Genomic DNA, 26468 nt, shown 5'->3' on the forward strand with positions numbered 1-26468 from the left:
AACAAAAAAGGTTTCTAATTGTTAAATTCGTATTAATTTTTGTGATTATAAAAAACCAAAGCCAAAACAAAATAGTTTTGGCTTTGGTTTTTAAGAATTACTTTTTTTGACTTTCTTGTTGTTTAAGAAACAATCCGTTTAAAAAATTTCTCAACACTTGGTCTTGACATTTTTTATAATGCTGATGTCCTGGTTTTCTAAAAAAAGCAGACAACTCTGATTTCCCAAAATTGAATCCTGCTAATTTTAGCAAATCCAAAATATCGGTATCCTTTAAATTTAAGGCTATCCTCAATTTTCTAAAAACAATATTATTGTCTAATTCTTTTTCTGCTACCGGAATTTGCCCATCTTTTTTTCCTCTATTTTCAATAATCATCCCGTTTAAAAAACTAGCAAATTGCTCATCAGATAAAGATAAGTTTTCTTTTTCCTCGGTATCTTTTTCTAACCATGTAGAAATATCTTCTCTCTCTACTTTTACACCAACATGGTTAAAAAGTAATATAATTTTTTCTGGATTGTAATTAAAAGCATATTTCAATCTTCTAAACACATCATTATTTGTCATTCCTTTTAATTTAAATTTTGTTTTACAGTTTTGTATTCTGTAATCATTTCCTCCATAATAGTAGCAATGGGCTTAACTTTTTTTATCAATCCCGCAATTTGCCCTATTTCTAATTTCCCATCAATTACATCTCCCTCAAAAATACCCGTTTTAAGTTTAGCATTGTCATAAAAGGTTTTTAAAGTCTCTTTTGATGGATGGGTTTGATATAAATCTAATAATTTTTGATAGTAATTATTTTTGATAATCCTAACAGGAGCCAACTCTTTAAAAGTTAATTGTGTAGTACCATCTTGCAACTCTGTAATTAAATTTTTAAAATTTATATGTGCCGATGATTCTGTACTCACAGCAAACCTACTCCCTATTTGCACACCATCTGCTCCTAAAATCTCAGCTGCTAAAATCCCTCTTCCGTTAGCAATTCCTCCCGCTGCAATTAAAGGAATGGTTAAATGTTCTTTAACCATTGGAATCAAGGTAAACGTGGTAGTTTCTTCACGTCCGTTGTGTCCACCTGCTTCAAAACCTTCTGCCACTACAGCATCAACTCCAGCTTCTTGAGCTTTTAAAGCAAACTTTATACTACTCACCACATGTACCACTTTAATGCCATGCGATTTTAATTTTGATGTCCATGTATTAGGATTCCCTGCCGATGTAAAAACAATTTTTACTCCTTCTTCTATCACAATATCAACCATTTTATCGATATCAGGATAAATCAACGGCAAATTTACTCCAAAAGGTTTATCTGTAGCTTTTTTACATTTTTGGATATGTTCTCTAAAAACTTCTGGATACATAGAGCCTGCCCCTATCAAACCTAATCCACCAGCGTTACTTACTGCCGATGCTAATTTATATCCACTAACCCAAACCATTCCTCCTTGAATGATGGAATAATCTATATTAAATAATTTTGTAATTCTATTATTTTGCATATTATCTTTTGAAAAAAGTCATCACCTTACTTTTACCCATAAATTGATATTTTACATAATATATTCCAGGCGATAAATTTTCTATTAAAAAACCATTGTTATTCTTTGTCAGTTTTTTATCTGCTATATAATTTCCCAACGTAGAGAATATTTGGATGGAAACCTCATTAAAATTTTGATGTAATTGTACATAAACACTACGATTTCCATGTATAATATAAAAAGGAGGTTCTGTAAAAGGAAGTTCAAATAGTAACTGAGAAGCCAAATTACTTATATTTAAAACCCCAAACCCTCTTTGATTTGTTGGATTTATATAATCTTTTGAGTTTTCCATAACCATTTGCCTAATTTCTAAACTTGTTTTCTCAGGATATGCTTCCCATAAACAAGCTACTGCCCCAGCAATAATAGGCCCTGAAAAAGAAGTTCCATTAGATATTCCTACCTGATTATTTTCATTAACAACAAAAACATTACCTCCTTGAGCTAAGGTTTCTGGTTTAATTCTATTATCTGCAGAAGGTCCAAAAGAAGAAAACCCAACAATATCTTCATTGGCATTTACAGCACCAACCGCTATAATATTATTTGCATCTGCAGGAGCAGTTAAATAATGCCAAGTATCATTTCCATAATTCCCCATAGAATTTACAACTACCATTCCTTTTTGTGCAGCAATATTGGCTCCACGTGTAATAAACGTGATTTTTCCATCCATATCGGCATAAGTGTAATCATACTTACTTTCATCAAACTCACTGTAACCTAAAGAAGTGTTGATAATATCAACCCCCAAACTATCTGCCCTCTCTGCCGCTTGTACCCATAAACTTTCTTCTAAAGGAGTTTCATTTGCAGCATCTTCTGTAACAAACAAATAAAATTTTGCTTTAGGAGCCATTCCAACAAATTCGTTTTCTTTAATGGCTGCAATGGTAGACAATACTTGTGTTCCGTGGGTAGTTCCTGTATGGGTATAAAAATTACTAGTATTATTTACAAAATCATATCCTCCTAAAATTTCTCCATTACTTTCATCATTATCAAACAAATGACTAAAAGCACTGGCTGTATTTACACCGTAAAAACCTGCATCAATAATAGCTATTTGCATGCGATTACCTTCAATTCCTGTGTTGTGAAACTTTTCTACTCCTAACATTTCTGTTTGATTGGTAGCTTGTCCATAATTATAAACAGAGATAACCTCTTCATCAAACTTATTTATTTTAGAAACTTTGCTAAGTTTAGAAGTTGATGTATTAATAACAGCTAAATTTTTATTGGCAAACTGAATGCTATCTACCAATGTTAAATTTTGAAGATTGACAATATCCGTTTCTGAACCAAATACATGAACCGCATTTAACCATTTTGATGTTGCTTTTACCGTAATACCGTTACTGTTTTTTACTGATAAAACATAAGAATCCTCAACAGGAACATCTTGAGTAGTAATGCTAATGTTTTGATGATCTCTACGGTCTATAGCGCGTTGCGATAAAAAACTTAAAGGATTATTTAGGTATGTTTGTGCATCAGGCTTGTCTTTAAAATAAACCCATGCGTGTTCTTGAGCCTGTAACATGCTTGAGCATAAAAACATCAAAAACACAAACTTTTTCATCCAGATTTTAGTTTGTAGTGAAGTTACGCAATTACTCCCGATCCTAAAAGTTCATCTTCTAAATGCCATGCCACAAATTGTCCTTCTTGAATGGCTGATTGTGGATTTTCAAATTCCACATACATTCCGTTAGGCACTTGATATAAAGTTGCTTTTTCTAAAGGTTGGCGATAACGAATTCTTGCCAACACATCAAGAGAGTCGCCTATTTCTAAAGCCAAATCTTCACGAATCCAATGTAATTCTTCGTTACTTACAAATAATACTTTTCTATACAATCCTGGGTGATTTTTTCCTTCGCCAGCATAAATAACATTTTCGTTTACATCGGTTTCAATCACAAACAAAGGCTCTTGTGTTCCTCCAACAGCCAAACCTTTACGCTGACCTTTGGTAAAATAATGAGCTCCTTGGTGCTTTCCTACAATTTTTCCGTTGGCAACAGAGTAAGTGTATTTTTGACTGTGAAAGGCCAGCTCTTCTAACTTATTATCAAATACAGGAATTTTTCTTGTGTATCCATCAAAAGTATTAGGAACTTGAACAATCACTCCTTCTTTAGGCTGTAATTTTTGTTGTAAAAACTCTGGCAAACGAACTTTACCAATAAAACACAACCCTTGCGAATCTTTTTTATCGGCAGTTACCAAATCTAATTCTTTGGCAATTTCTCTTACTTCTGGCTTGGTTAATTCTCCAATAGGAAACAAAGCTTTAGACAATTGTTCTTGAGATAATTGACACAAAAAGTAAGATTGATCTTTATTATTATCAACTCCAGCTTTTAATTGATATACTTCATTTCCATTAGTATCTTGTGTAATTCCTCTACGGCAATAATGCCCCGTAGCTACATAATTTGCCCCTAAGCTCAATGCTATTTTCATAAACACATCAAACTTAATTTCACGATTACAAAGTACATCAGGGTTTGGGGTTCTCCCTAATTCGTATTCCTTAAACATGTAATCTACAATACGATCTTGGTACTCTTTACTTAAATCTACTACCTGAAAAGGAATTCCCAATTTTTCTGCCACCAGCATGGCATCGTTACTGTCTTCTAACCAAGGGCATTCGTTTGAAATAGTTACAGAATCATCGTGCCAGTTTTTCATAAACAAACCAATCACTTCGTATCCCTGTTGCTGTAACAAATACGCTGCTACACTACTATCTACTCCTCCTGAAAGTCCAACTACTACACGTTTCATATTCAAAAAAATTGAGGTTACAAAGATAGTATAAAAATAAGAGTTAGAAACCCAAACCGTGGATCAAAAAAAAGCTTGTTTATCTTTGTTAGACAAACAAGCTTCTCTCTTAATTTTTGCTTTCTTTTTGTTTCTTTTTAATGTTCTCTAAAATCTCTTCATCAGTTAGTTTTCTAACCCTTTCTTTTTCTTCTTCAGCTTTTTTTCTTTGGATGTTTTTTAAAATCTCAGCATCTTCTATTCTTTTAATCTCCTTTATTTTAGCTTCCATTTTTGCAGCAATACTTTTAAGAATTTCATCATCTGTAATTTTAGAATATTCCTTTTTAGGGGCTTTTTTCCTTTTGATATTTTCTAATATTTCTTCATCAGAAGGAGGATCGTATGAATATTCTTTCTCTTTTTTACGTTCAATATTTTCTAATATTTCTTCGTCACTAAGTTTAGGATACTCTTTAGGCTTTTCTGATTTTTCATCAATACTTGCTAAAATAGCTTCATCCGATGGGTGTTCTCTTTGTTTGTTAGGTTCTTTATACCCCATATATTCTCCTTTGATATAAAAATCCCATTTTCCTACTTTATAATCTTTATAGTATAACCCAGACTCTTTAAGATTTCCATTCACTTCAAAAAACTTTGCTCGTCCGTGTAGCAATCCTTCTTGATAAGTCATTTCGTGCAACTTAATACCATCTTTAGAAAAACGAGACGTAACACCATTTAACATTCCATTTTTATACTCACTAACTTCAGCAATACTATCATTACTATAAAACACCTTTCGTACACCATTTAATTGATTATTTTCATAATGTTCAATCAGAATTAACTTCCCCTGAGGGTCATAATACTTCCAAAGCCCCACACGGTTTTTCCCCATCATTACACCTTCACTTTTCTTTTTACCATATATATCATAAAAAGTAACCGTTGCTTTGTCAATATCATTATCAAACATTTTTCTAATTGCAGGATAATTGTTAATAATTTTGTTTTCGTAAAACAAAAACTCCCCTACTTCTTTTCCATGTTCAAAAGTTCCAGAATAACGAACTCTACCAGAATCATATCTTTTTTCCCAAAACCCATGTCGCTTTCCTTGCGCATCAAATTTGTTAAATTCTTGAGCAAAAATGAATAAAGGCACACAAAACAATAAAAAGAATACACTTTTTTTATACATGAAAATATTTTTTAACGTGATAACATTCTATATAACGTAAGACCTAGACAGGTGTTATGTCTATAATTTTTGATTATAAAAAAATTGAAATTACAAAGTTTAAGGATTACAAAAAAACATCTTTTAACTTTTCTTAATTTGACGTACTTTTGTCGCTTAAACATATTTACAAAAACATGAGTTTATCAAATTTAAATGCCATCTCTCCTATTGATGGAAGATATAGAGGAAAAGTAGAATCTTTAGCTGCTTACTATTCTGAAGAAGCATTAATTAAATACAGAGTAAAAGTTGAAATTGAGTATTTTATTGCTTTATGTGAAATTCCTTTACCACAATTAGAGGACTTCAACACAAATTTATATGCAGATTTAAGAAAGATTTATCAAAACTTTACTTCTGCTGATGCTCAAAAAATTAAAGACATTGAAAAAGTAACCAACCACGATGTAAAAGCAGTTGAGTATTTTATTAAAGAAAAATTTGATGCTTTAGAATTACAAGCATTTAAAGAATTTATCCACTTTGGATTAACTTCTCAAGATATTAACAACACAGCCATTCCTTTATCCATTAAAGATATGTTTGATGAAGTTTACGATGCTGAATTAGAAGCTGTAGTAAACAAGTTAAAAGAATTGGCTGCTGAGTGGAACGATGTTTCTATGTTAGCACGTACTCACGGACAGCCTGCTTCTCCTACTCGTTTAGGAAAAGAAATTATGGTATTTGTAGAACGTATTGAACAACAAATTACTTTATTAAAACAAGTTCCTCATGCTGCAAAATTTGGTGGAGCTACAGGAAACTACAATGCACACCACGTAGCTTATCCAAACATCGATTGGAAATCTTTTGGAACTGACTTTGTAGAAAACATTTTAGGGTTACACCACTCTTTCCCTACAACTCAAATTGAGCACTATGACCACATGGCTGCTATTTTTGATGCTGTAAAAAGAATAAACACTATTATTATTGATTTAGATAGAGATGTTTGGACATATGTTTCTAACGACTATTTTAAACAAAAAATTAAAAAGGGAGAAGTAGGTTCATCTGCAATGCCACACAAAGTAAACCCTATTGATTTTGAAAACTCTGAAGGAAACTTAGGAATTGCAAACGCTATTTTTGAGCACTTGGCTATTAAATTACCTGTATCTAGATTACAACGTGATTTAACGGACTCTACTGTTTTAAGAAATATTGGAGTTCCTTTTGGTCACACTTTAATTGGTTTTGCTTCAACTTTAAAAGGTTTAGGTAAATTGTTAATTAACCGTGATGCTTTTGCTAAAGATTTAGAAAACAACTGGGCTGTAGTTGCAGAAGCAATTCAAACTATTTTACGTAGAGAAGCTTATCCAAATCCTTACGAAGCTTTAAAAGGATTGACTCGTGTTAACGAAAAAATTACTGGAACTACTATTGCTAACTTTATTGATACTTTAGAAGTTTCTGATGAAATTAAAGCTGAATTAAAAGTAATTACTCCAGCAAACTATACAGGAATCTAATTGATGAGATTTCTACTATATATCATATCAGCATCCGTTTTTATTTCCTGTAATTCAGGAAATAAAACGGATGTTTTGTCTTTTAGAACAGGACATTTTAAAACTTATTTGGGAGAACGTAAAGACAGTTCTCATTTTTATAGAACCAAAGATTTACAAATAGAATACTACAAAAATCAAACTGATACTTTTCACATTCATTGGAATTCTAATTTTGAATATGAGCTACTGAAAGTAAACCCACAAAGCAAACTAGATAGTATTCCTTTTAAAGTAAGAATTACCGCCATTAAAAATAATTATTATAAATTTAAAGGTGCTTACTTAGGAAGTGATTTTGTACAAAGTGGAACAACTCATATTGTACAAGACTAACTTTTTTACACAAAAGCACATTTTAAATAATATTGCTATGTATAAGTTTACCCTACTTTGCACTTTTTTGTGCAGTTTTTTATATGCTCAAGATTTTACCCCTAAAACTACTTTCACTAAACAGGATAGCCTTAGAGGTAGTATTACCCCCGAACGAATTTGGTGGGATGTACAAAATTATACTTTAGATGTTCGTATTTTTCCTAAAACCAAAAGCATAAAAGGAAGTAATACCATTACGTATAAAGTTTTAAAAAAACATCAAACTTTACAAATAGAACTACAAACTCCTTTACTAATAGACTCTGTAATTCAAAATCACACAAAATTAAAGTATAAAAAAAATGGATTTAGTTACTTTATTAAGTTGACAAAACAACAAAAAGTCAATGCTTATGAAAAAATTACTATTTATTACCATGGCACACCAAAAGAAGCAGTAAAAGCTCCTTGGGATGGCGGAATTGTTTGGAGTAAAGATAAAAATGGAAATGATTTTATTGCCTCTGCCAACCAATCTATTGGAGCCAGTGTTTGGTGGCCTTGTAAAGATCATCCTGCTGACGAAGCTGAAAATATGCAAATTACCGTGACTTGTCCAGATTCTTTGATGGATGTTTCTAACGGTAAAAACATCAAAATCCAACAAAACAAAGACAATACCACTTCTTATACCTGGAAAGTTACTAACCCTATTAACAATTATGGTATTAGTTTAAACATTGCTAAGTATGCTCATTTTAGCGAAATTTACAAAGGAAAAAAAGGAAACTTAGATTGTAATTATTATGTACTTCCTAACAACTTAAAAAAAGCCAAAGAACATTTTAAAGACGTTCCTAAAATGTTAGCTGCATTTGAATATTGGTTTGGACCTTATCCTTTTTATGAAGACGGATATAAACTTGTTGAAACTCCATATTTAGGAATGGAACACCAAAGCTGTGTAGCTTACGGAAACCAGTATTTAAAAGGTTATTTAGGATATCCTATGGGAACCTCTACTTGGGGTAGCAAGTTTGACTTTATTATTATTCACGAATCTGGTCACGAATGGTTTGCCAACAACATTACCTGTAAAGATGTTGCAGATTTATGGATTCATGAAGCCTTTACCTCTTATTCCGAAACCCTTTTTGTAGACTATCATTATGGAACAAAAGCTGGAAATGAATATGCACAAGGACAAAGATCTTTGGTAAAAAATGATATTCCAATTATAGGTGTTTACAATGTACATCACGAAGGAAGTGCTGACATGTATCCTAAAGGACATTTAATGCTACATACCTTACGTCAAATTATTAATAATGATAAAAAATGGAGAAGTATTTTAACAGGAATAAATCAAGAGTTTTATCATCAAACAGTTACAGGAACTCAAATAATTAATTATATAAACAAACAATCAAAGCTAGATTTAACAAGCTTTTTTAATCAATATTTAACTACAACAAAAATTCCAACATTATTAATAGAAATTAAAAATAACTGTATTTACTATGCTTGGGAAAATGTGGTTGATGATTTTAACATGCCTATTAAAGTTTATATTAACGGAAAAGAAAAGTGGATCATTCCCAATGAATATCAATGGAAAAAAATTAATGGAAAAAACTTACAATTTAAAGTAGATCCAAATTTTTATATAAATGTTAATAGAATTTAAACTACACCTCTATTTGCAAGCCATCATACGCTAAAAACACATTGTCTGGTAACGTTTTACTCACTTCTTTATGATACCCAAGTCTGTGACTAATATGAGTAAAATAAGCCTTTTCTGGATTGATTTTTTTTACCATATCCAAAGCTTCATCTAAATTTAAATGGGTGAAATGTGGCTCTATTCTAAGTGCATTTAAAACCAATGTTTTTACTCCTTGTAGTTTTTTAATTTCAGATTCTTTAATTGTTTTTACATCTGTTAAATAAGCAAAATCATCTATTCTATACCCCAAAATAGACAAACCTCCATGATCTACTTCAATAGGAATAATCGTTTTATCTTTAAATTGAAATGAAGTATTTTCTATTATATTAGGAACAACTGCTGCTGCTCCAGGATATCTATTTTCAGTACTAAAAATATAATCATATCTTTTAGCTAAACTATTCATTACCCTAGACATAGCATAGACTGGCATTGGTCCTGCTTTGTAACAAAAAGGTCTAATATCATCTAAACCAGCAATATGATCAGAATGTTCATGGGTAAACAAAATTCCATCAATATTCTTTACATTATTTTGTAACATTTGCATTCTAAAATCTGCTCCACAATCTATTAAACAAGAATTATCTTTCCATTGAATATAAATGGAAGAACGCATTCTTTTATCTTTATTGTCTGTAGAAAAATTTACAGGTTCATCAGACAATAACATCGGAATACCTTGCGAAGTACCTGTGCCTAAAAAAGTTATCTTCATCTAAAAAAATCTTACTCAAAAATACGAAAACACAGTTAGTTAAGGCACAAAATTTGGTATATTTGAAAGTAAACATAGAATACAATCACATGGCTGTAATACACAAAGGAGACATACCTGTAGAAAATATCCTAACCAGTAAAACAAAGGCTCTTAAAATTAACCTTAATAAAAATATTTACGGAACATTTTCTGAAATTGGTGCCGGACAAGAAACTGTAAGACATTTTTTTAGGGCTGGAGGATCTTCGGGAACCATTGCAAAAGCTATGAGTGCATATGATAAAGATTTTTCCGATGCGATATATGGCGTTGAAGAACACCACCGATATGTTACCGAAAGTCGTTTAAAAAAAATGTTACGTCACGAAATTCAGTTAATTGAAGACAGACTAGACAGAAACAAACACCCTGAAAAAATATATTTTTCTTATGCCAATACCGTAGCCACTATAGATTTTGCTAAAAAATTCAAAGGTCACGGATGGGTAGGAATTCAGTTTCAATTAGACCCTAATGAACGCTATAACGAAATTGTATTACACACTCGTTTTAAACAAACAGATGCAACTTTACAACAAGAAACCTTAGGTCGTTTAGGTGTAAATTTAATTTATGGAGCATTTTATTACAACGACAATCCTAAAGACTTAATTCAATCTTTATATGATAATATAGATTTAGATGAAATTGAAATTGACATGATTAATTTCTCTGGACCTCGTTTTACATATGTTGACAACAGGTTGATGAGTTTACAATTGGTTAAAAACGGAATGACCAATGCCGTAATGTTTGATTCTTTAGGTAAAAACTTATTACCTGCTCAAGAATTATACAAAAAGAATATTTTAGCACTAAGAGGGCGTTTTAGACCTGTTACCAAAATTAACATGGATGTTTATGAAGGTTCTCAAAAGTTATTTTTTGAAAACAAAAGAGTAAACCCAGAAGCCACTAGAACTATTTTTGAAATAACACTTTCTAATTTAAAAAATGAAGGAGAAATTAATGAACGAGACTTTTTAGACAGAGCTGATTTGTTGTGTTCATTAGGACAAATAGTAATGATTACCAATTTTCAAGAATATTACAAGTTGGTAGAATACTTTGGAGAATTTACCAACGAGCAAATTGGTTTTGCTATGGGTACAGACAGTATCATGAATATTTTTGATATTAAATACTACAACAACCTAAAAGGAAGTATATTAGAAGGAATAGGAAAGTTATTCTCTAACAACTTAAAAATATACTTATACCCTATTTTAGGAGAAGATGAGAAATCAATTATTGATAGTAATAATTTAAGGCTAAACCATAAAGTTAAAGAACTATATAAGTACTTTAAACAAGCCAACAAAATTATAGATATTACCGAATACGATGTTTCCCACATGAAAATACAAGGGCAAGATGTATTTAGAAAAATAAATGCTAATGAAGAAGGTTGGGAAGCAATGCTACCAGAAGGAATTGCTGAAACCATTAAATTTAAAGGTCTATTTGGTTACAAGAAAAACTTAAACAATTAGTTTGATAGAAGACGAAAAAAGACTAATTAACAATTTAAAAAATGCAAAAACACAAACCAAAGCATTTGATGAATTGGTTAAACTATACAAGGTACGCTTATATTGGCATATCCGTAAAATAGTAATTAGTCATGATGATACTGATGATGTTTTACAAAACACTTTTATTAAGGTGTTTAAAAACATTCATGGATTTAAGGAAGAAAGTAAACTTTTTTCTTGGATGTATCGTATTGCTACAAACGAAGCCATATCTTTTTTAAATAAAAACGCTAAAAAAAATAATTTAAGCCTAGATGAATATCAAAAAGATTTAAGAACTTCATTACAAGATGATGTGCTTTTTGATGGAGACAGCATTCAAATTCTATTGCAAAAAGCCATTGCACAATTACCTCAAAAACAGCAACTGGTATTTAACATGAAGTATTTTGATGAAATGAAATATGAAGAAATGTCTGAAATTTTAGAAACATCCGTTGGAGCCCTAAAAGCATCCTATCATCATGCTGTAAAAAAAATAGAAGCTTTTATAAAAAACAATTAAACCTTTTAATACTAAATCTATCTAAAAGATAAGATGAATAACGATAATCAACATAATGACCAATTTTTAAAAGATTTAACCCAAGGTAAAAATCCTTTTAAAACTCCTGAAAATTACTTTGATAATTTATCAGACAAATTAGCTGTTGATATTTTTGAACAAAGCTTACCAAACAAAACTGGCTACAAAACGCCAAATAATTATTTTGAAAACTTTACAGTTAAAAAACCAAAAAATAGAATTATATCATTAATTCCTTATTTATCTACAGCTGCAATTATAGCTTTTGGATTTTTTATATTTAATAACAACAACCAATCATCTATAGATAAATTAAGTAATGAAGAAATCATTAACTACCTTAGTTCTGATGACGGAATTGAAATCAATGATATTATTGAAAACGCAATCATAAACACAGACAATATCATGTTTGCTAATTTAGACAATATTGATGTAGATATTGATTTATTAGAAATGGAGTTAAGTGAATATGACCTTATAGAATACTAATCTTATGAAAAAACAGTTAAACATACTAGCCATATTACTTTTATTTAACATTAGTTTTTACGCTCAAAAAAATGACAAAGAGTCTCGTGAAAAAATAAAAAGTGCTAAAATTAGTTTTATTTCTGATGAACTTTCTCTCACCCCTAAACAAGCTGAAAAGTTTTGGCCTATCTATAATAGTTTTAGAGATACTTTTTATTCACTATACCGAGAAAAACGAGATATTGAAAGAAATATTAATTATGGTAAAATTACTGAGAAAGAGGCCAAAGAACTGGTTGAAAAAATTCAAGATAAAGAAAATGAAATCAACCAAAAAAGAATTGAGTTTATAAAAGAAACTAGTAAAATAATAAAATACAAACAGCTCCTAAAACTTAATTATGCAGAACACAAGTTTAAAAAGAATTTATTAGAAAGAATTAAAAAGGAAAATTAAAGAACGGCCTTAATAATTTTACTTTTAGCAACGGTTTCCTCCCATTCTTTTTCTGCATTACTATGTGCTGTAATACCTCCTCCAACATATAATGTTGCTATGTTATTTGATATTTGAAAACACCTAAGGTTTACAAAAAAAGAAGTCTCTTTATTTATATTTAAAACTCCCAAATAACCACTATAAAAAGTTCTTTTATAGTTTTCATTTTGTAAAATAAACATTTTACTCAATTCTTTTGGCAAACCACAAACAGCTGGTGTAGGATGTAATAAGTTTACTAAAGTTTGTACATCCTTTGGATTTTTTAAACAACCCGTTATATTGGTTTTTAAATGCAGCAAGCTACCTGCCTTTACTGTTTCAACATCTGATAATTTAAGTTCATCTACAACACTCTCTAAGTGTTGTTTTATAAAATCGGTAACCATTTGTTGTTCTTCTAACTCTTTGCTTCCCCATATTGGATTCAAATCACCACAAAAAGGCTGTGTACCTGCCAAAGCCATGGTTTTAAAAGTGTTGCTTTTAACTTTTAACAATGTCTCTGGTGTTGCTCCCATCCATAAACCTACCTTGGGATGATACCATATATAAACATAAGCGTTGATATATTTATTCATCAACTTATTATAAACCTCTAACAAGTTAAAATCAGACACCGAAACTTCTTCTTTTCTAGAAATTACAACTTTTGACAATGCTGTTTCTTTAATTGTATTAATTGCTTTGTTTACAATATGTATATGACCTTCCTTTTCTATATTTTGATAAATATCATCTAACAAATTAGATTTAACATCAACCTTATTTACATCATCAACAAATAAAACATCAGGTTTAATTATATATGCTTTTTCATTATTATTAAAAGGGGCAAAAACATAACCAGACATAGAAAAATCGTTAAATTCAAACAACTCATCAGAGTTTTGAATCATAACATTCACTAATTTTTCATTTGGATTTTTAAAAGCTACAAAAGGCTTCTGCTCACTAAAGGCACTATTTATTTGTTCAGAATAATTCAATCTTAAAGCTTACTTAGGTAATACAATATTGGTGATTTTGCATAAAGAAATCAACACTCCTTCTTCATCAGTAACCGCTATTTGCCATAAATGCGTGGTTCTACCTTTATGAATAATAGTTGCTTTTGCAGTAACAGTACCTTCTTTTTTACTTTTTAAGTGGTTGGCAGAAATTTCTATTCCTTTAATAATATATTTTTCAGGATCTGCAAATAAAAAAGAAGCTGCACTCCCTACACTTTCTGCCAAAGCAACTGTAGCACCTCCATGTAAAAGTCCCATAGGTTGATGAACTCTTTTATTCACGGGCATGGTGGCAATTAAATAATCTTCTCCAATATCAGTATATTCAATCTCTAATGTTTCCATTAAGGTATTTTTACTAAATTGATTTATTTGCTTTAATGCTTTTTTAAAATCCATTACTCCTATTTTAATTCTTGTAAAATTACATATTTATTGAGTTTTATAGCTATTTTTGTGACGTTAAAAATTGTTCGTTACCGTTTAAATTTTGCTTTTTAGCAATAATATTGCATATTGCTAACGGGACTTAATTTTATTAAACTTTTTAACCTTAAACTTTAAACAAAAACATGATATATAAAATAAGAGTTATTCTAGACACTAAAGAAGATGTTATCAGAACACTTTTAGTAGACTCCTCAAACACATTAGAAGAGTTACATAAGTTAATTGCCAACGTTTTTGGATTTAACGGTCAAGAAATGGCTTCTTTTTACAGGTCTGATGATGATTGGAGTCAAGGAGAAGAGATTCCATTATTCTCTATGGATGATGATCCAAATGCATTATGTATGGCCAATACTACAATTGAGCAAAACATTGAAGACCCTGAAGAGAAACTTATTTATGTTTATGATTATATGAACATGTGGACTTTTTACTGTGAATTGATAGAAGTGACCAAAACCACAACTGCTGAACTACCTAAATTAATTTTATCTATAGGAAACACTCCCGATGAAGCTCCAGAAAAAGAGTTTAAAGCAGAGAAAGAAAAAGATGAGTTTGATTTAGATGATGATGATTTTGATACTCACTTTGATGAATTTGACAGTTTAGATGATATTGATTTTGATAAGTATTAACTCAAAATCATATCATTATATGATATAATAGTGTTGTAATTTTTATTGGTAAAATAGTCTTTTACATATTTTTCAGTACCCGTTACCAACACAAAATCGCCACCCCAAGCTCCTAAACTTTTTACAGCTCCATTAAAATCAGCAAATAATTTTTGTTTTACAGAAGTTACTTTTAAAATACCCGCTAAAAAAGTTTCATGCTCATGTAACAAATTTGAAAATTCATTTATACTGATTGCTTTTATAAGTCTATTGGTCAAATTATTAATTTCTTTAATATACTGTTGCTTATCTATAGTTAAAGAACGGTACATTTTAATTCCTTCTTTACTATCTTGTTTTTGATTTAAATACACAAAAAACAATTCATTTTTAAAAGACGGATTAAAATCTATTTGTTTTACATCAGGATAGATTCCATTTCTTTGATACGTAATTGCTTGGTTATTTTGTGCACAAGCAATATCATAACCACTACCACCAAAAGACTTTTCTAACAACTCAAAAGCATTAATATTTGCCCAAGCAGCAATATTATTAATTAATGTTGATGAAGTTCCTAACCCCCAATGATTAGGAAATGTTAAGGCTGTTTTTACTTTTAATCCATCACTATTTTTAAGAAAATCAGGATTTATGTTTTTTGCGGTTTTTAGTATATCTTGAAGTGTTCTAGCTATTTTATCATTATCATTTTTCAAAGTCAATGAATTGATAATATTAAAATTATCAACATCAAATTCAGCCTTAAACCAACATTCTTGTGCTACATTATAACTTTCCCAAAGAATTGTTTTGGTATTAACATTTACAACCTCTAAAAACTGCCCGTATTTGGTTGGTAAAGCTAAAGATATAGCCCCATCTAAGACCAAATACTCTCCCGATATCAATAATTTTCCGTGACTATAAAATTGTTGCATTAGGCTCTTAACGTTTTTAAAACATCTGCAACTCCACTATAACTTACTGTTTTGCCAACCAATTGTTTGGTTACTAATTCTTTTTCTTGTTGAGTAGCTTCTAGTTGATTTAAAATATTTACCAAGTGCATTTTCATATGTCCTTCTTGAATTCCTGTAGTAGTCAATGCTCTTAATGCTGCAAAATTTTGTGCCAATCCTGCCACAGCAATTACCTGCATTAATTCTTTTGCCGATGGATTATGTAGCATTTCTAAAGATAATTTAGATAGTGGATGAGTACTTGTTAAACCACCAACTGTTCCCAATGCTAAAGGAATTTCTATAGAAAAAGTAAAAATATTATTTTCTACTTTACAAGCTGTTAAACTTTTATATTTACCTGTTCTCGAAGCATAAGCATGTACACCTGCTTCAACTGCTCTAAAATCATTACCAGTAGCAATCACAACGGCATCAATTCCATTCATTACTCCTTTATTGTGAGTCACCGCTCTATGTGGATCTACATTAGCAATAGCTACAGCTTGTATCATTTTTTTTGCAAACAGAGCTCCATCTGTTGGATGTAATTTTTCTACAGAACAACTTACCTCAGCCCTAACCAAACACTCTGGAACATAATTAGATAAAATACTCATCACTATTTGAATATCTTCCTTTTTAAATTCTTGAGCCATCGCCTCTAAACAAGAATTGATAAAATTAGCTCCCATAGAATCTTTCGTTTCAAAAGTAACATGTAACTGATAATAATTATCTAACTCAGCTGTTTTGTCACGTAATTCTATTTCTAGAATACCACCTCCACGCTTGCGCATGTTTTTGGTTATTTCATCTGTAACAGTTAATAAAACTTCCTTTTTTGCTAAAAAATATTCTTGTAAATACGTTTTATCACCTTCGTACATAAAATGTACTTGACCAACTTTTACCGTATTTAAAACTTCTGCTTTAAAACCTCCTTTATCAGACCAAAATTTAGCGACTAAAGAAGCTGCTGCTACTACAGAACTCTCCTCTATAGCCATAGGAATAGTATAATGCTTTCCGTTAATAATAAAATTAGGGGCTATTCCAAAAGGCATGTAATAATTAGAAACTGTATTTTCTATAAAATCATCATGCAACTGCTGTAATTTTTGATCAGAATTCCAATACAAACGTAGTATGTCACTTGCATTAACGTTGTCTTTTAAAAAATAATTAGACAACCATTCTATCTTTTCTTCTTTGTTCAGTTTGGAAAAACCAGATATTAATTTTGGCATTGGATATTTGCTATATTTTTTGACAAATATACATTGCTTATTTTAAACTTCGCTTAAGAGATAATAGCTTAAGTTTCATATTTAACACACACTATTTATTTATATAAAAATTCTAATGCCTTTCAATTTTGTATACATAAGTTTTTCATAAATCTATATTTTCACGTCTTAAATGTCTTTTTGGGCTATTGATTTGTCTTAATGGAGCACTTAATAAGTTTTTATATATGATAGTTTTGCTCTAATATATCTAAAAATGATGAAGAAAACTTAGTAACAAACTAGATGTTGATTTAAAATTTGAAAACTTTATTTTTCTAATTGTAAACAAACCTTGATGTTTTTATAAATACATACTGCTTATTTTAAGCTATAAAAACATCATTCTTAAATCAAAAACAAAGGTTAATACAAACAACATTTGTTAAACAAAGTTCCTTTCACTATTTTTGGGGCTACAACTATACCTAACATTATGAAAAAACACATGAAAAAGACAAGAAACCACATTCTTGTAGTAGCAGCACTTTGCTTAAGCACTGTAAGCTGTTCTGACAGTTTTGACACATCTTTTTTTGACAAAGAAATTGATGATCCAGAATTTGATATATCCATATCTGGGGTTCCCATCGGATATATAAATTACACCGCAACCCAATTATTTCAGGAGCTTAATGAAGACTTAACAGTTGAAACAGGTACCGATGACATCATTAGTTTTTCTTATTCACAAACTTTAGATGGTTCTGGAAACGCTGATTTTGTTAGCGTTGATGATCAAATGTTTGATGGAGAATTTGATTTATTAGCCAATGCTAATATACCTGGTGGTAGCTATGAATATGGTAGTATTCCTGCCGCTGATGATATTATAGGAACTTCTCAATCTGATAATTTTGAAAAAGTACAATCATTAACTAAATCTGGTGGTGCTAGTTTAGATGTTGATTTAACTGCTGCTGATTTTTCTGCAGGAACATTAACTATTAATATCACAACAACCACTGAAGCACAAACAGAAATTAACTTTAGAATCCCTTCTTTAATAAGAAAAGATAATGGTAATGCTTATGACAAAGATTTTTTATTAAAATCTCATTCAGCTGAACCAAACGTAAATACAATTACTGTAAACTTATCTAATTATACTTTTGACTTTACTGAGTTAAACCCCGATAATAATACAGAAGTTAACAACATTAAAGTTGAATTAGCTGCTACTGTAACTTTTAACAATGGTGATAACATTAGTACAGCTGACAAGTTAAACTATACTATTACACTTAACAACCCTGAAGTTTTATCTGCAGAGGGAGACTTTAAACAATCTCCATTTAACGTAAGTGGTCAAAGTTTTGATTTAGATTTTTTTAATGAAATAGGAAATGGTACTCTTGTATTTGAAAATCCTATCTTAACACTTTCTGCAACTAACCAATATGGTTTTCCAGTAGGTATTAGCTTAGAAGGTATTTCTACGGATGCTACGGCTAACAACGTATTAGAAATTAAACCAGCAGGAGTTACAAACAATGACAATTTAGAAGACAATACTGATACAGCTGCAGCAGGAGATTACTACGCAATTATAGATGCTGGTTTAAGCACTGGTTCAGTTACTTCAGACATCGTTTTAAACAGTTCTAACTCTAATTTATCTGAGTTACTTGGTGAAAAACCTAAACAATTCTTACTAAACGTTAGTGGTACTTCTAACCCAAATGCTACAGGTGTAAACAATAACTTTTTTAATGTAAACAACTCTCTAGATGTTAGTGTAGATGTAGAATTACCTTTACATGTTACTTTTAACGATGTAGAATTTAACCCGGATCCTATTGAGTTAGATTTAGATGATGACATTCAAGAAAACGCAAAAACATTGTCTTTAAGAGTCGCTACTAAAAATACTATTCCATTTAACGGAACTATTAATTTAGACTTTGTTGACGATAAAGATGATGACAATGAAAGTAATGACGAAGTATTATTTTCAAAATCTGTAGATGCTATTGTTGCTGCCCCTGTTGGTGCTGACGGTTTCTCAACTTATACTTTAGGTTCTGATAACATTTTAAAAGACGAAAACGGAACTGTTATAAACCCTAACGTACCTATGGTTGGTGGAGATTTTGCAATTACTTTTAACGAATCTGAAATCACGTTATTAGGAAATGCCAACCAAGTGAAATTAGCTATTGTTTTTGACACCGATACAAATGGTAACGGAACAGCTAGTGCTGTAAAAGTTAAAAGCACTGACCAAGTTAGAATTGACTTGGCTTTAAAAGGAGATTTAAGAATAAGCACTAACGACTAATTCCACAGACATGAAAAATTATACAAAATTAATAGCAGTAATTGCTTTCACTGTCTTAGGTTATAACAGTGTTAAAGCACAAAGTGAAATCTCTTTCTTTCATTTAGGAGATTATGTTCAACAATCTACAGATGTATCTCCAGTATACATTCCTAAAAACTCATTCTCTTTTGCCTTACCTAGTATTGGGTTGGCTGTAGGTAATGGATTTGCAGCTTCAGACTTATTAACAGAAGTTCCAGGAACAGAAAGATTAGAATACAATTTTAAAAACGTTTATAGTTCACTTGATGGAGATTACAATCAATTAAATCAAAAAGTAACTCTTAATGTTTTAAACTTAGCCTTTAAACGCAAACACGGATCTTTAAGTTTCTTTGTAAACATGAAAGAAAACGTGGGGTGGAACATCAGTAAAAACGGTATTGTTAACTTGTTGGCTAATGGCGTTCAAGATGAAGTTTTAATTAATGATGAAATCAACTCTACAGCTTATGCTGAAGGTGGAGTTGGATTTACTCAACAATTTTTAAACGACAAATTAGCCGTTGGTGTACGTGTTAAATATATTATTGGTCTGGCAAATGGTTCTACTAAAGAAGATGGTTTTGCTAAAATTAATGTAAATGACGATTTAACATGGACTATTAATACTCAAAATGCAATTACAAGAGTTGCAGGATATAAAGATGGAGAAGATTATGAATTTTCTACAGCAAATAGTGGAATCGGTTTTGATATTGGAGCTAGCTATGAAATTATTCCTAATTTAACAGTAGAAGTTGCAGTAAACGATATTGGTTCTATTACTTGGAAAGAAAAAATAACAGAATATTATTTAAATGACGTAACCAACTTAATTGTTGATGGAGTTGACTTAGATACCGATGAAGATATTTTAGAAGAACTAGGAGACAAATTAGCCGATGATGTTGGTGCAGATGAAAGAGAAGGTGAAAGCTACAAAACATCTTTAGCTACTAATTCATATTTCTCTGCTAGTTATAAATTAAGTGGTATACACAATATTAGATTTACCATGTTTAATGATTTAGTAAATTCAGATCAAGATGCAACATTGGCATTAGGTTACAATGTAGATTTAGACAAATCTACTTATGGTATAGTTGGTATTAAAAATGCACAGGGAAATCTTGACTTAGGATTAAACTTTGCTGCTAAACTAGGACCTTTACAATTATTTCTAGCAACTTCTCGTTTAAATGAAATTTTAGGTAATCCTAAAGACATAAAAAACGTAAACTTACGATTTGGACTTAACTTTGTATTTGGTTACAACAAATGGTTGTAAAAAACATATGTAAAATAAAAAAAGCTGCCTATTGGCAGCTTTTTTTATTTTACATATCAAAAGGAAACAAAATTCAAAAATGTATTTTTGAATTTTTAAAACTAATAATATATGGAATTTGTATTTGGAGGTAGTAAAACAAATCAAAAAACAGTACTAGGACACCCCTCTGGTCTATTTGTTTTATTTTTTACAGAAATGTGGGAGCGTTTCTCATTCTACGGAATGAGAGTTTTGTTGGTTAACTTTTTAACTATGGCAATTACAGGAGTTGACAATCCTGGCTGGGGATGGAGTCCAGAACAAGCAGGAGCTCTTTTTGGAACTTATGCTGGTTTGTTATATTTAACCCCTTTACTTGGAGGTATTATTGCCGATAAATTTACAGGTTATAAATGGGCTGTTGTTATTGGTGCTGCTATTATGACTCTAGGACATGCTTCTATGGCTATTGAAACCGAGTCCTCAATGTATATCGGGTTAACTTTATTAGTATTAGGTACTGGATTTTTTAAACCTAACATGACATCTATTATTTCTGAAATGTACAAAAATGTTCCTGAGAAAAAAGATGGAGCATATACTATTTATTACATGGGAGTAAATGCAGGAGCATTTTTTGGAATGATGCTTTGTGGGTATTTAGCTGAAACTCTTGGATGGTCCTATGGTTTTGGTTTGGCAGGAGTTTTTATGCTTTTTGGAACTATTCAGTTCTGGTTATCCTCTCCTCTATTTGGTGAAATTGGTGAAGTCCCTAAAAAAGAATTAAAACCAATTATTGAAATTGAAGAAAAAAAACCAAATACAACAAAACAAAAAACAAATCCATTTACAACTATAGACAAAATATTAATTGTTATTAGTGCTGTAATTGGTCTTTTGTATTTGTTAGATGATCCTGCTTCAAAAATTGCAAATATTCATTTACTACCATCTACTTTAATTGGTAGTTATGAAAATATATCAGGAGCAACACAATGTATATTGATTGCGTTAGGGGCTTTTTTATTTTTAATCATCAGTAGAATACTTAGATATGAAAGCATTGTAAAAGATAGAATGATTGCTTTGATTGTATTTGCTATTTTCACTATTTTCTTTTGGATGTCTTTTGAACAAGGAGCTACTTCATTAATTATTTTTGCTAGAGACTACACACAAAGAGAATTAATTGGAAACTACGCTATTACTTATAATATTGTAAACACTTTATTAACCGTGATTCCATTAGCTATTATATCTTGGGTTTTATTCTTATTATACAAGCAAACTCATAAACTTATAAAAGTTTCTAATATCATTTTAATTATTAGCTTTTTGGCAATTTGGTTAATTGTAGGTTTTATGATTTATGGTCAATTTAAATCTGAAACAACTACCGTAACCGTATCATGGTTTAGTACTTTAAACTCATTTTTTATTATTGCATTTGCCTCTTTCTTTTCTAAATGGTGGGAAAGTAAATACAACCCAAGTTCTGCACAAAAATATAGTTTAGGACTTATTTTACTAGGTATTGGTTTTGCCTTTTTAGCTTTTGGAGCTAGTACAATTCCTCACGATGCCGCAGTAGGAAATTTTAGAGTAAGTATGATTTGGTTAATCTTTGCTTATTTATTTCACACCCTAGGAGAACTCTGTTTATCACCTGTTGGACTTTCACAAGTAAGTAAATTAGTTCCTGCAAGAATGATTGGGTTTATGTATGGAATGTGGTATTTAGCCATTGCTGTAGGAAACAAAGTTGCAGGTTCTTTGGGAGGACAAATTGAAGCTATTACAGCCAAATATGATATTTCTACGTTCTTCTTAATTTTTACACTTGTGCCTATTACTGCAGGTATTATTATTGCGTTTTTAAACAAAACTTTGGTACGAAAAATGCATGGTATAGATTAATTATTTTTCATCAGTCATTCATAAATATTTACATGAAATCATTTTTATTATCACTCATATTAATTCCTAGTTTGTTATTTGCTAATCCTGAGCCTAAAACCATTAAGTGGATTAGTTTTGAAAAAGCAATAGAACTAAGTAAAACCACCCCCAAACCCATTTTAATTGATGTTTATACAGATTGGTGTACTTGGTGTCATAAAATGGATGCTAGCACCTATAACCAAGAAGTGATTGTAGATTATATCAACGAACATTTTTATGCTGTAAAACTAAATGCTGAACAAAAAGAAGACATCACATATAAAGATCATACCTTTAAGTTTGTTCCTAGCGGAAGAAGAGGAACTCATGAATTTGCAGCTTCTCTTTTAAATGGAAAAATGAGTTATCCCTCAACTGTTTTTTTGAATAAAAATCAAGAATTGATACAAGCTATTCCTGGATACTTACAAACACCTATTATGGAAAAACTTATTAATTATATGGGAGAAGAAATATATTTAAACAAAGAATGGGAAGTTTTTGACAAAGAGTTTAAAAGCAAAATTTAATTTTTTTGATAAGCTCCTAATTCTGCAATACTATAAAAAGGCACTTGTAATTTTTTACAGGTGCTTTTCCATTTTAACTGATTACTTATATAGTTAGAACTTTCAATAATTACCTGTTTGGGTTTTAAATGCTTTAGTAATCTTTCAAAATTAATTTTAGGATTGTTGGCTATTATTAAAATCAATCCTTTTTGTGATAGTAAGTAATACGGTTTATTATTATTGATAATTAAATAAGTGTTATTCTTAAAATTAAAGACCTCGCTTTCATTACATATAAATTGATTTATCTTATTTTTTAATTGATTCCCTTTTAATAGAATTGAATCTTTTTGTGCTAGCGAATCTTTTGAAAAAATAGTCATCTTAAAATTATTTCTAACAGCAACAATACTATGAGCATAGTGATTATAGATTAACAATTCTTCCTTATTTTCTTTTTTATAAAATACTTCTATTAAAAGAATTAACTGACAAATAACAATAAAACACAACGCTTGTTTAAATCTCTTTATACTATAAACCTTAACAACGTACCAAACACAAAACAAGAAAACATAATAATATAAGATTTCGGTTTCTTTAAAAGAAATATCTTTTAAAATCCATTTAGAATATGAAGAAAAATACTGAACACTGTTTAAATAAAAAGTAATAAAATCATTATAACAATACTCTATAAAACTGTTTTGTATTGTAAACATCACCTTAATTAAAACAATAATTCCTCCATATAAAACAAGAGGCAACAAGGAAACTGCAAAAAAATTAGCTCCCAAAAACTGTAAGGGAATCTGATGAAAATAATAGAGAGACAAAGGTAAAACCCCCAACTGAGCTATAACCGATACTACCAATACATCTATAAAATATTGAGCTATTTTGTTGTTTACTTTTATCCATTTAGAAAATAACGGATAAAAAACGACTATAGATATAACAGCCGCATAACTCAACTGAAAACCTACATTATAAAGATATTGAGTATCAATCAATAATAAAACCAACATAGAACTAATCACTGCTTCTAAGACCAGCCTTTTCCCTTTTGTGAGCTTTGTTAATGTAAAAAAACTAAACATGGTTACAGACCTTATAACCGAGCTAGACAAACCTGAAAAAATAGCAAAACTCCACAAACACAAAAGAACGATTATTACATAAATATAATCCCCGTACCTAATCCTTTTGACAAAACCAAAAGTGTACAACAACATAAAATACAACACCCCAACATGCATTCCTGAAATTGCAATTATATGTACCACTCCAGAATTGGTAAAAGAAGTTTGCATTTCATCTGTTACTCCATCTTTATCTCCCAACAACATGGCTTTCATTAACCCAATAGTATCACTAGATAAATTTGATTTATCTAAACTTGTACTTATAGAATTTCTTAATTTTTGTAACTGAATAAACCAAGACGAATCTTCTCCTAGCTTTATATAATGTTCATCTAATATTATTTTCGCATAGACGTATTGTCTTGCTAAATAGGTTTTATAATTAAAATCATAAGGAGAGCTAGGCAAATTTATTTCTCTAAACCTGGTTTTACACATCAATACATCTCCTATTTGCAAGTTTGATGGTTTATTTATAGGAAACTCAACTAATATTTCTCCAGTGACAACCGTATTATTAACCGTCTTGACAGTTGCATAAAAACGTTTTGATGCTTTTGTAGTTGTTAATTGTTTTGTTAATGTAATTTTAGTTGTAACAGATTTACTTACAAACTTTGTATAATGATTTTCCTTAGATAGTTCATTTCTAAAAACTTGAGAAAACCAACTTAAAGACATTCCAAACATCAATAATAACAAAAAGAAAAACTGATGTATTATCAATCTTTTCATCATAAAACAATGTAAGAAAAACATCGTTAATAATATGACAAACGGAAAAACACAAACTATATAAATGTTTGATACCGGAAATAATATCCCCAACAGAACCCCTAACAATACCTGAAAAGGTATATAGGTAATTAGTAACTTCATAGCATAAGGAAGTTACTAATAAAGTTTTTATTTTAAAATAGCTGTAGCCAATTTTTCAGAAGCACCTACTCCACCTAATTTTTGATGAAGTTCTTCATAATCTGCTAACATTTTAGCTCTTCCTTCACCTGTTAAAATTTTATTCAACTCCGCTATTAAATTTTCTTTATTTAATTCATCTTGAAGAAGTTCTTTTACCACCTCTCTATCCATCACCAAATTCACCAAAGAAAAGAATTCCATTTTAACCAACAACATTCCTGCTTGGTAAGTTAACCAACTGGTTTTATAACATACCACTTCTGGCACTTTAAACAAAGCTGTTTCTAAGGTAGCTGTTCCAGAAGTTACTAAAGCTGCTGTAGATATTGAGAGTAAATCGTATGTTTTATTGTTAATCAACTTTACATTAGAATCTCCAATAAATGGTTTGTAAAAATCATTTGACTTACTTGGAGCTCCAGCTATTACAAATTGATACTCTTTATAATGATTAATTACAGAAAGCATTACCGTTAAGATTTTGGTAATTTCTTGTGTTCTACTCCCTGGCAAAAGTGCTATAATTGGTTTTTCTCCTAAATGATGTTCTCTTCTAAAATCAACTTCGTTTACCTCGTCCCTATCAGCAATGGCATCTAACAAAGGGTTTCCTACATAGTTTACAGGAAAATGATGTTTCTTTTCATAAAAATCAATCTCAAAAGGAAAAATAACATGCATTTCATCTACATCCCTTTTTATTTTATGAATTCTATTTTCTTTCCAAGCCCAAATTTTTGGAGAAATATAATAGTGAACTTTAATACTGTTCTTTTTAGCAAATTCTGCTATTCGTAAATTAAACCCAGGGTAATCTATTAAAATAACCATGTCAGGATTATAATCTAAAATATCTTTTTTACAGGTGTCTATATTTTTAAAAATACTTCTAATGTTTTTTAAAACTTCTAACAAGCCCATAAAAGCTAAGTCTTTATAATGCTTTACCAAAGTACCTCCTACACTTTGCATTAAATCTCCTCCCCAAAATCTAAAATCTGCTTTAGGGTCTTTTTTTAACAAAGCTTTCATCAAGTTAGCAGCATGCAAATCTCCAGAAGCTTCTCCTGCAATTAAGTAATATTTCAT

The 26468-nt window shown here is 30.3% G+C and carries 24 protein-coding genes; 12 read left to right on the plus strand and 12 right to left on the minus strand.

Annotated features, from left to right (window positions below):
- Window positions 1-97: 97 nt before the first annotated feature.
- The 5 genes from ACXGQT_RS05750 to ACXGQT_RS05770 all read right to left on the minus strand — a co-directional run bounded on the left by ACXGQT_RS05750 (window position 98) and on the right by ACXGQT_RS05770 (window position 5545).
- Window positions 98-571: a DUF1456 family protein gene (locus tag ACXGQT_RS05750; RefSeq protein ID WP_457830450.1), complete on the minus strand. Its 474-nt coding sequence runs from the start codon at window positions 569-571 to the stop codon at window positions 98-100.
- 5 nt (window positions 572-576) lie between these two features.
- The gene (locus ACXGQT_RS05755; RefSeq protein ID WP_457830451.1) at window positions 577-1515 is read right to left on the minus strand and encodes an NAD(P)H-dependent flavin oxidoreductase; all 939 of its coding nucleotides are present in this window, start codon (window positions 1513-1515) and stop codon (window positions 577-579) included.
- Between the two features lies 1 nt (window position 1516).
- Window positions 1517-3145 carry a S8 family serine peptidase gene (locus ACXGQT_RS05760; RefSeq protein WP_457830452.1) on the minus strand — a complete coding sequence of 543 codons (1629 nt, stop codon included), beginning with the start codon at window positions 3143-3145 and terminating at the stop codon, window positions 1517-1519.
- Between the two features lie 23 nt (window positions 3146-3168).
- The gene (gene mnmA, locus ACXGQT_RS05765; RefSeq protein WP_457830453.1) at window positions 3169-4359 is read right to left on the minus strand and encodes a tRNA 2-thiouridine(34) synthase MnmA; all 1191 of its coding nucleotides are present in this window, start codon (window positions 4357-4359) and stop codon (window positions 3169-3171) included.
- A 109-nt stretch (window positions 4360-4468) separates the two neighbouring features.
- Window positions 4469-5545 carry a toxin-antitoxin system YwqK family antitoxin gene (locus ACXGQT_RS05770; protein WP_457830454.1) on the minus strand — a complete coding sequence of 359 codons (1077 nt, stop codon included), beginning with the start codon at window positions 5543-5545 and terminating at the stop codon, window positions 4469-4471.
- 176 nt (window positions 5546-5721) lie between these two features.
- Between ACXGQT_RS05770 and purB the strand changes: the two genes are divergently transcribed.
- Genes purB through ACXGQT_RS05785 form a run of 3 tightly spaced genes read left to right on the plus strand, consistent with a single transcriptional unit; the run spans window position 5722 to window position 9109 of the window.
- Window positions 5722-7065: an adenylosuccinate lyase gene (gene purB / locus ACXGQT_RS05775; protein ID WP_457830455.1), complete on the plus strand. Its 1344-nt coding sequence runs from the start codon at window positions 5722-5724 to the stop codon at window positions 7063-7065.
- 3 nt (window positions 7066-7068) lie between these two features.
- Window positions 7069-7440 carry a hypothetical protein gene (locus ACXGQT_RS05780; protein ID WP_457830456.1) on the plus strand — a complete coding sequence of 124 codons (372 nt, stop codon included), beginning with the start codon at window positions 7069-7071 and terminating at the stop codon, window positions 7438-7440.
- A 37-nt stretch (window positions 7441-7477) separates the two neighbouring features.
- Window positions 7478-9109 carry a M1 family metallopeptidase gene (locus ACXGQT_RS05785; protein WP_457830457.1) on the plus strand — a complete coding sequence of 544 codons (1632 nt, stop codon included), beginning with the start codon at window positions 7478-7480 and terminating at the stop codon, window positions 9107-9109.
- Window position 9110: 1 nt separating this feature from the next.
- On the opposite strand, the gene ACXGQT_RS05790 is transcribed toward ACXGQT_RS05785, so the two are convergent.
- Window positions 9111-9872, minus strand: a complete 762-nt coding sequence (locus ACXGQT_RS05790) for an MBL fold metallo-hydrolase (protein ID WP_457830458.1) — start codon at window positions 9870-9872, stop codon at window positions 9111-9113.
- Window positions 9873-9961: 89 nt separating this feature from the next.
- On the opposite strand from ACXGQT_RS05790, the gene ACXGQT_RS05795 reads away from it, so the two are divergent.
- The 4 genes from ACXGQT_RS05795 to ACXGQT_RS05810 are packed head-to-tail and all read left to right on the plus strand — an operon-like array spanning window position 9962 to window position 12906.
- On the plus strand, window positions 9962-11407 hold the full coding sequence (locus ACXGQT_RS05795; RefSeq protein WP_457830802.1) for a TonB-dependent receptor: 1446 nt from the start codon (window positions 9962-9964) through the stop codon (window positions 11405-11407).
- Between the two features lies 1 nt (window position 11408).
- On the plus strand, window positions 11409-11954 hold the full coding sequence (locus ACXGQT_RS05800; protein ID WP_457830459.1) for an RNA polymerase sigma factor: 546 nt from the start codon (window positions 11409-11411) through the stop codon (window positions 11952-11954).
- A gap of 33 nt (window positions 11955-11987) precedes the next feature.
- The gene (locus ACXGQT_RS05805; protein ID WP_457830460.1) at window positions 11988-12467 is read left to right on the plus strand and encodes a hypothetical protein; all 480 of its coding nucleotides are present in this window, start codon (window positions 11988-11990) and stop codon (window positions 12465-12467) included.
- A gap of 4 nt (window positions 12468-12471) precedes the next feature.
- Window positions 12472-12906: a sensor of ECF-type sigma factor gene (locus tag ACXGQT_RS05810; protein ID WP_457830461.1), complete on the plus strand. Its 435-nt coding sequence runs from the start codon at window positions 12472-12474 to the stop codon at window positions 12904-12906.
- Here the strand turns inward: ACXGQT_RS05810 and ACXGQT_RS05815 are convergent.
- Together ACXGQT_RS05815 and ACXGQT_RS05820 are read right to left on the minus strand one after the other, a co-directional pair.
- Entirely contained in the window at window positions 12903-13937 is a 1035-nt protein-coding gene (locus ACXGQT_RS05815; protein WP_457830462.1) for a chorismate-binding protein, read from the minus strand. The two genes, ACXGQT_RS05810 and ACXGQT_RS05815, sit on opposite strands and share 4 nt — an antisense overlap.
- A 9-nt stretch (window positions 13938-13946) precedes the next feature.
- Window positions 13947-14360 (minus strand): PaaI family thioesterase, encoded by a 414-nt coding sequence (locus ACXGQT_RS05820; RefSeq protein ID WP_457830463.1) that lies wholly within the window; start codon window positions 14358-14360, stop codon window positions 13947-13949.
- Between the two features lie 173 nt (window positions 14361-14533).
- On the opposite strand from ACXGQT_RS05820, the gene ACXGQT_RS05825 reads away from it, so the two are divergent.
- Complete coding sequence (locus tag ACXGQT_RS05825; protein ID WP_457830464.1) at window positions 14534-15049, plus strand: IS1096 element passenger TnpR family protein; 516 nt, start codon at window positions 14534-14536, stop codon at window positions 15047-15049.
- On the opposite strand, the gene ACXGQT_RS05830 is transcribed toward ACXGQT_RS05825, so the two are convergent.
- Window positions 15046-15972 (minus strand): GYDIA family GHMP kinase, encoded by a 927-nt coding sequence (locus ACXGQT_RS05830; RefSeq protein WP_457830465.1) that lies wholly within the window; start codon window positions 15970-15972, stop codon window positions 15046-15048. The two genes, ACXGQT_RS05825 and ACXGQT_RS05830, sit on opposite strands and share 4 nt — an antisense overlap.
- Window positions 15972-17243: a hydroxymethylglutaryl-CoA reductase, degradative gene (locus ACXGQT_RS05835; RefSeq protein ID WP_457830466.1), complete on the minus strand. Its 1272-nt coding sequence runs from the start codon at window positions 17241-17243 to the stop codon at window positions 15972-15974. The genes ACXGQT_RS05830 and ACXGQT_RS05835 overlap by 1 nt, the downstream gene beginning before the upstream one ends.
- Before the next feature lie 487 nt (window positions 17244-17730).
- On the opposite strand from ACXGQT_RS05835, the gene ACXGQT_RS05840 reads away from it, so the two are divergent.
- The 4 genes from ACXGQT_RS05840 (at window position 17731) to ACXGQT_RS05855 (ending at window position 23331) form a co-directional block, all read left to right on the plus strand.
- The gene (locus tag ACXGQT_RS05840; protein WP_457830467.1) at window positions 17731-19563 is read left to right on the plus strand and encodes a hypothetical protein; all 1833 of its coding nucleotides are present in this window, start codon (window positions 17731-17733) and stop codon (window positions 19561-19563) included.
- Window positions 19564-19573: 10 nt separating this feature from the next.
- Window positions 19574-20875 (plus strand): DUF5723 family protein, encoded by a 1302-nt coding sequence (locus ACXGQT_RS05845; RefSeq protein ID WP_457830468.1) that lies wholly within the window; start codon window positions 19574-19576, stop codon window positions 20873-20875.
- A gap of 111 nt (window positions 20876-20986) precedes the next feature.
- Window positions 20987-22777 (plus strand): peptide MFS transporter, encoded by a 1791-nt coding sequence (locus ACXGQT_RS05850; RefSeq protein ID WP_457830469.1) that lies wholly within the window; start codon window positions 20987-20989, stop codon window positions 22775-22777.
- Window positions 22778-22809: 32 nt separating this feature from the next.
- Window positions 22810-23331, plus strand: a complete 522-nt coding sequence (locus ACXGQT_RS05855) for a thioredoxin family protein (RefSeq protein ID WP_457830470.1) — start codon at window positions 22810-22812, stop codon at window positions 23329-23331.
- On the opposite strand, the gene ACXGQT_RS05860 is transcribed toward ACXGQT_RS05855, so the two are convergent.
- Window positions 23328-25337: a ComEC/Rec2 family competence protein gene (locus ACXGQT_RS05860; protein WP_457830471.1), complete on the minus strand. Its 2010-nt coding sequence runs from the start codon at window positions 25335-25337 to the stop codon at window positions 23328-23330. The genes ACXGQT_RS05855 and ACXGQT_RS05860 overlap by 4 nt on opposite strands.
- Window positions 25338-25364: 27 nt before the next feature.
- A complete protein-coding gene (lpxB, locus tag ACXGQT_RS05865) occupies window positions 25365-26468 on the minus strand; it encodes a lipid-A-disaccharide synthase (RefSeq protein ID WP_457830472.1) in 1104 nt (367 codons plus the stop codon).

The sequence above is a fragment of the Wenyingzhuangia sp. IMCC45467 genome (assembly GCF_054111205.1).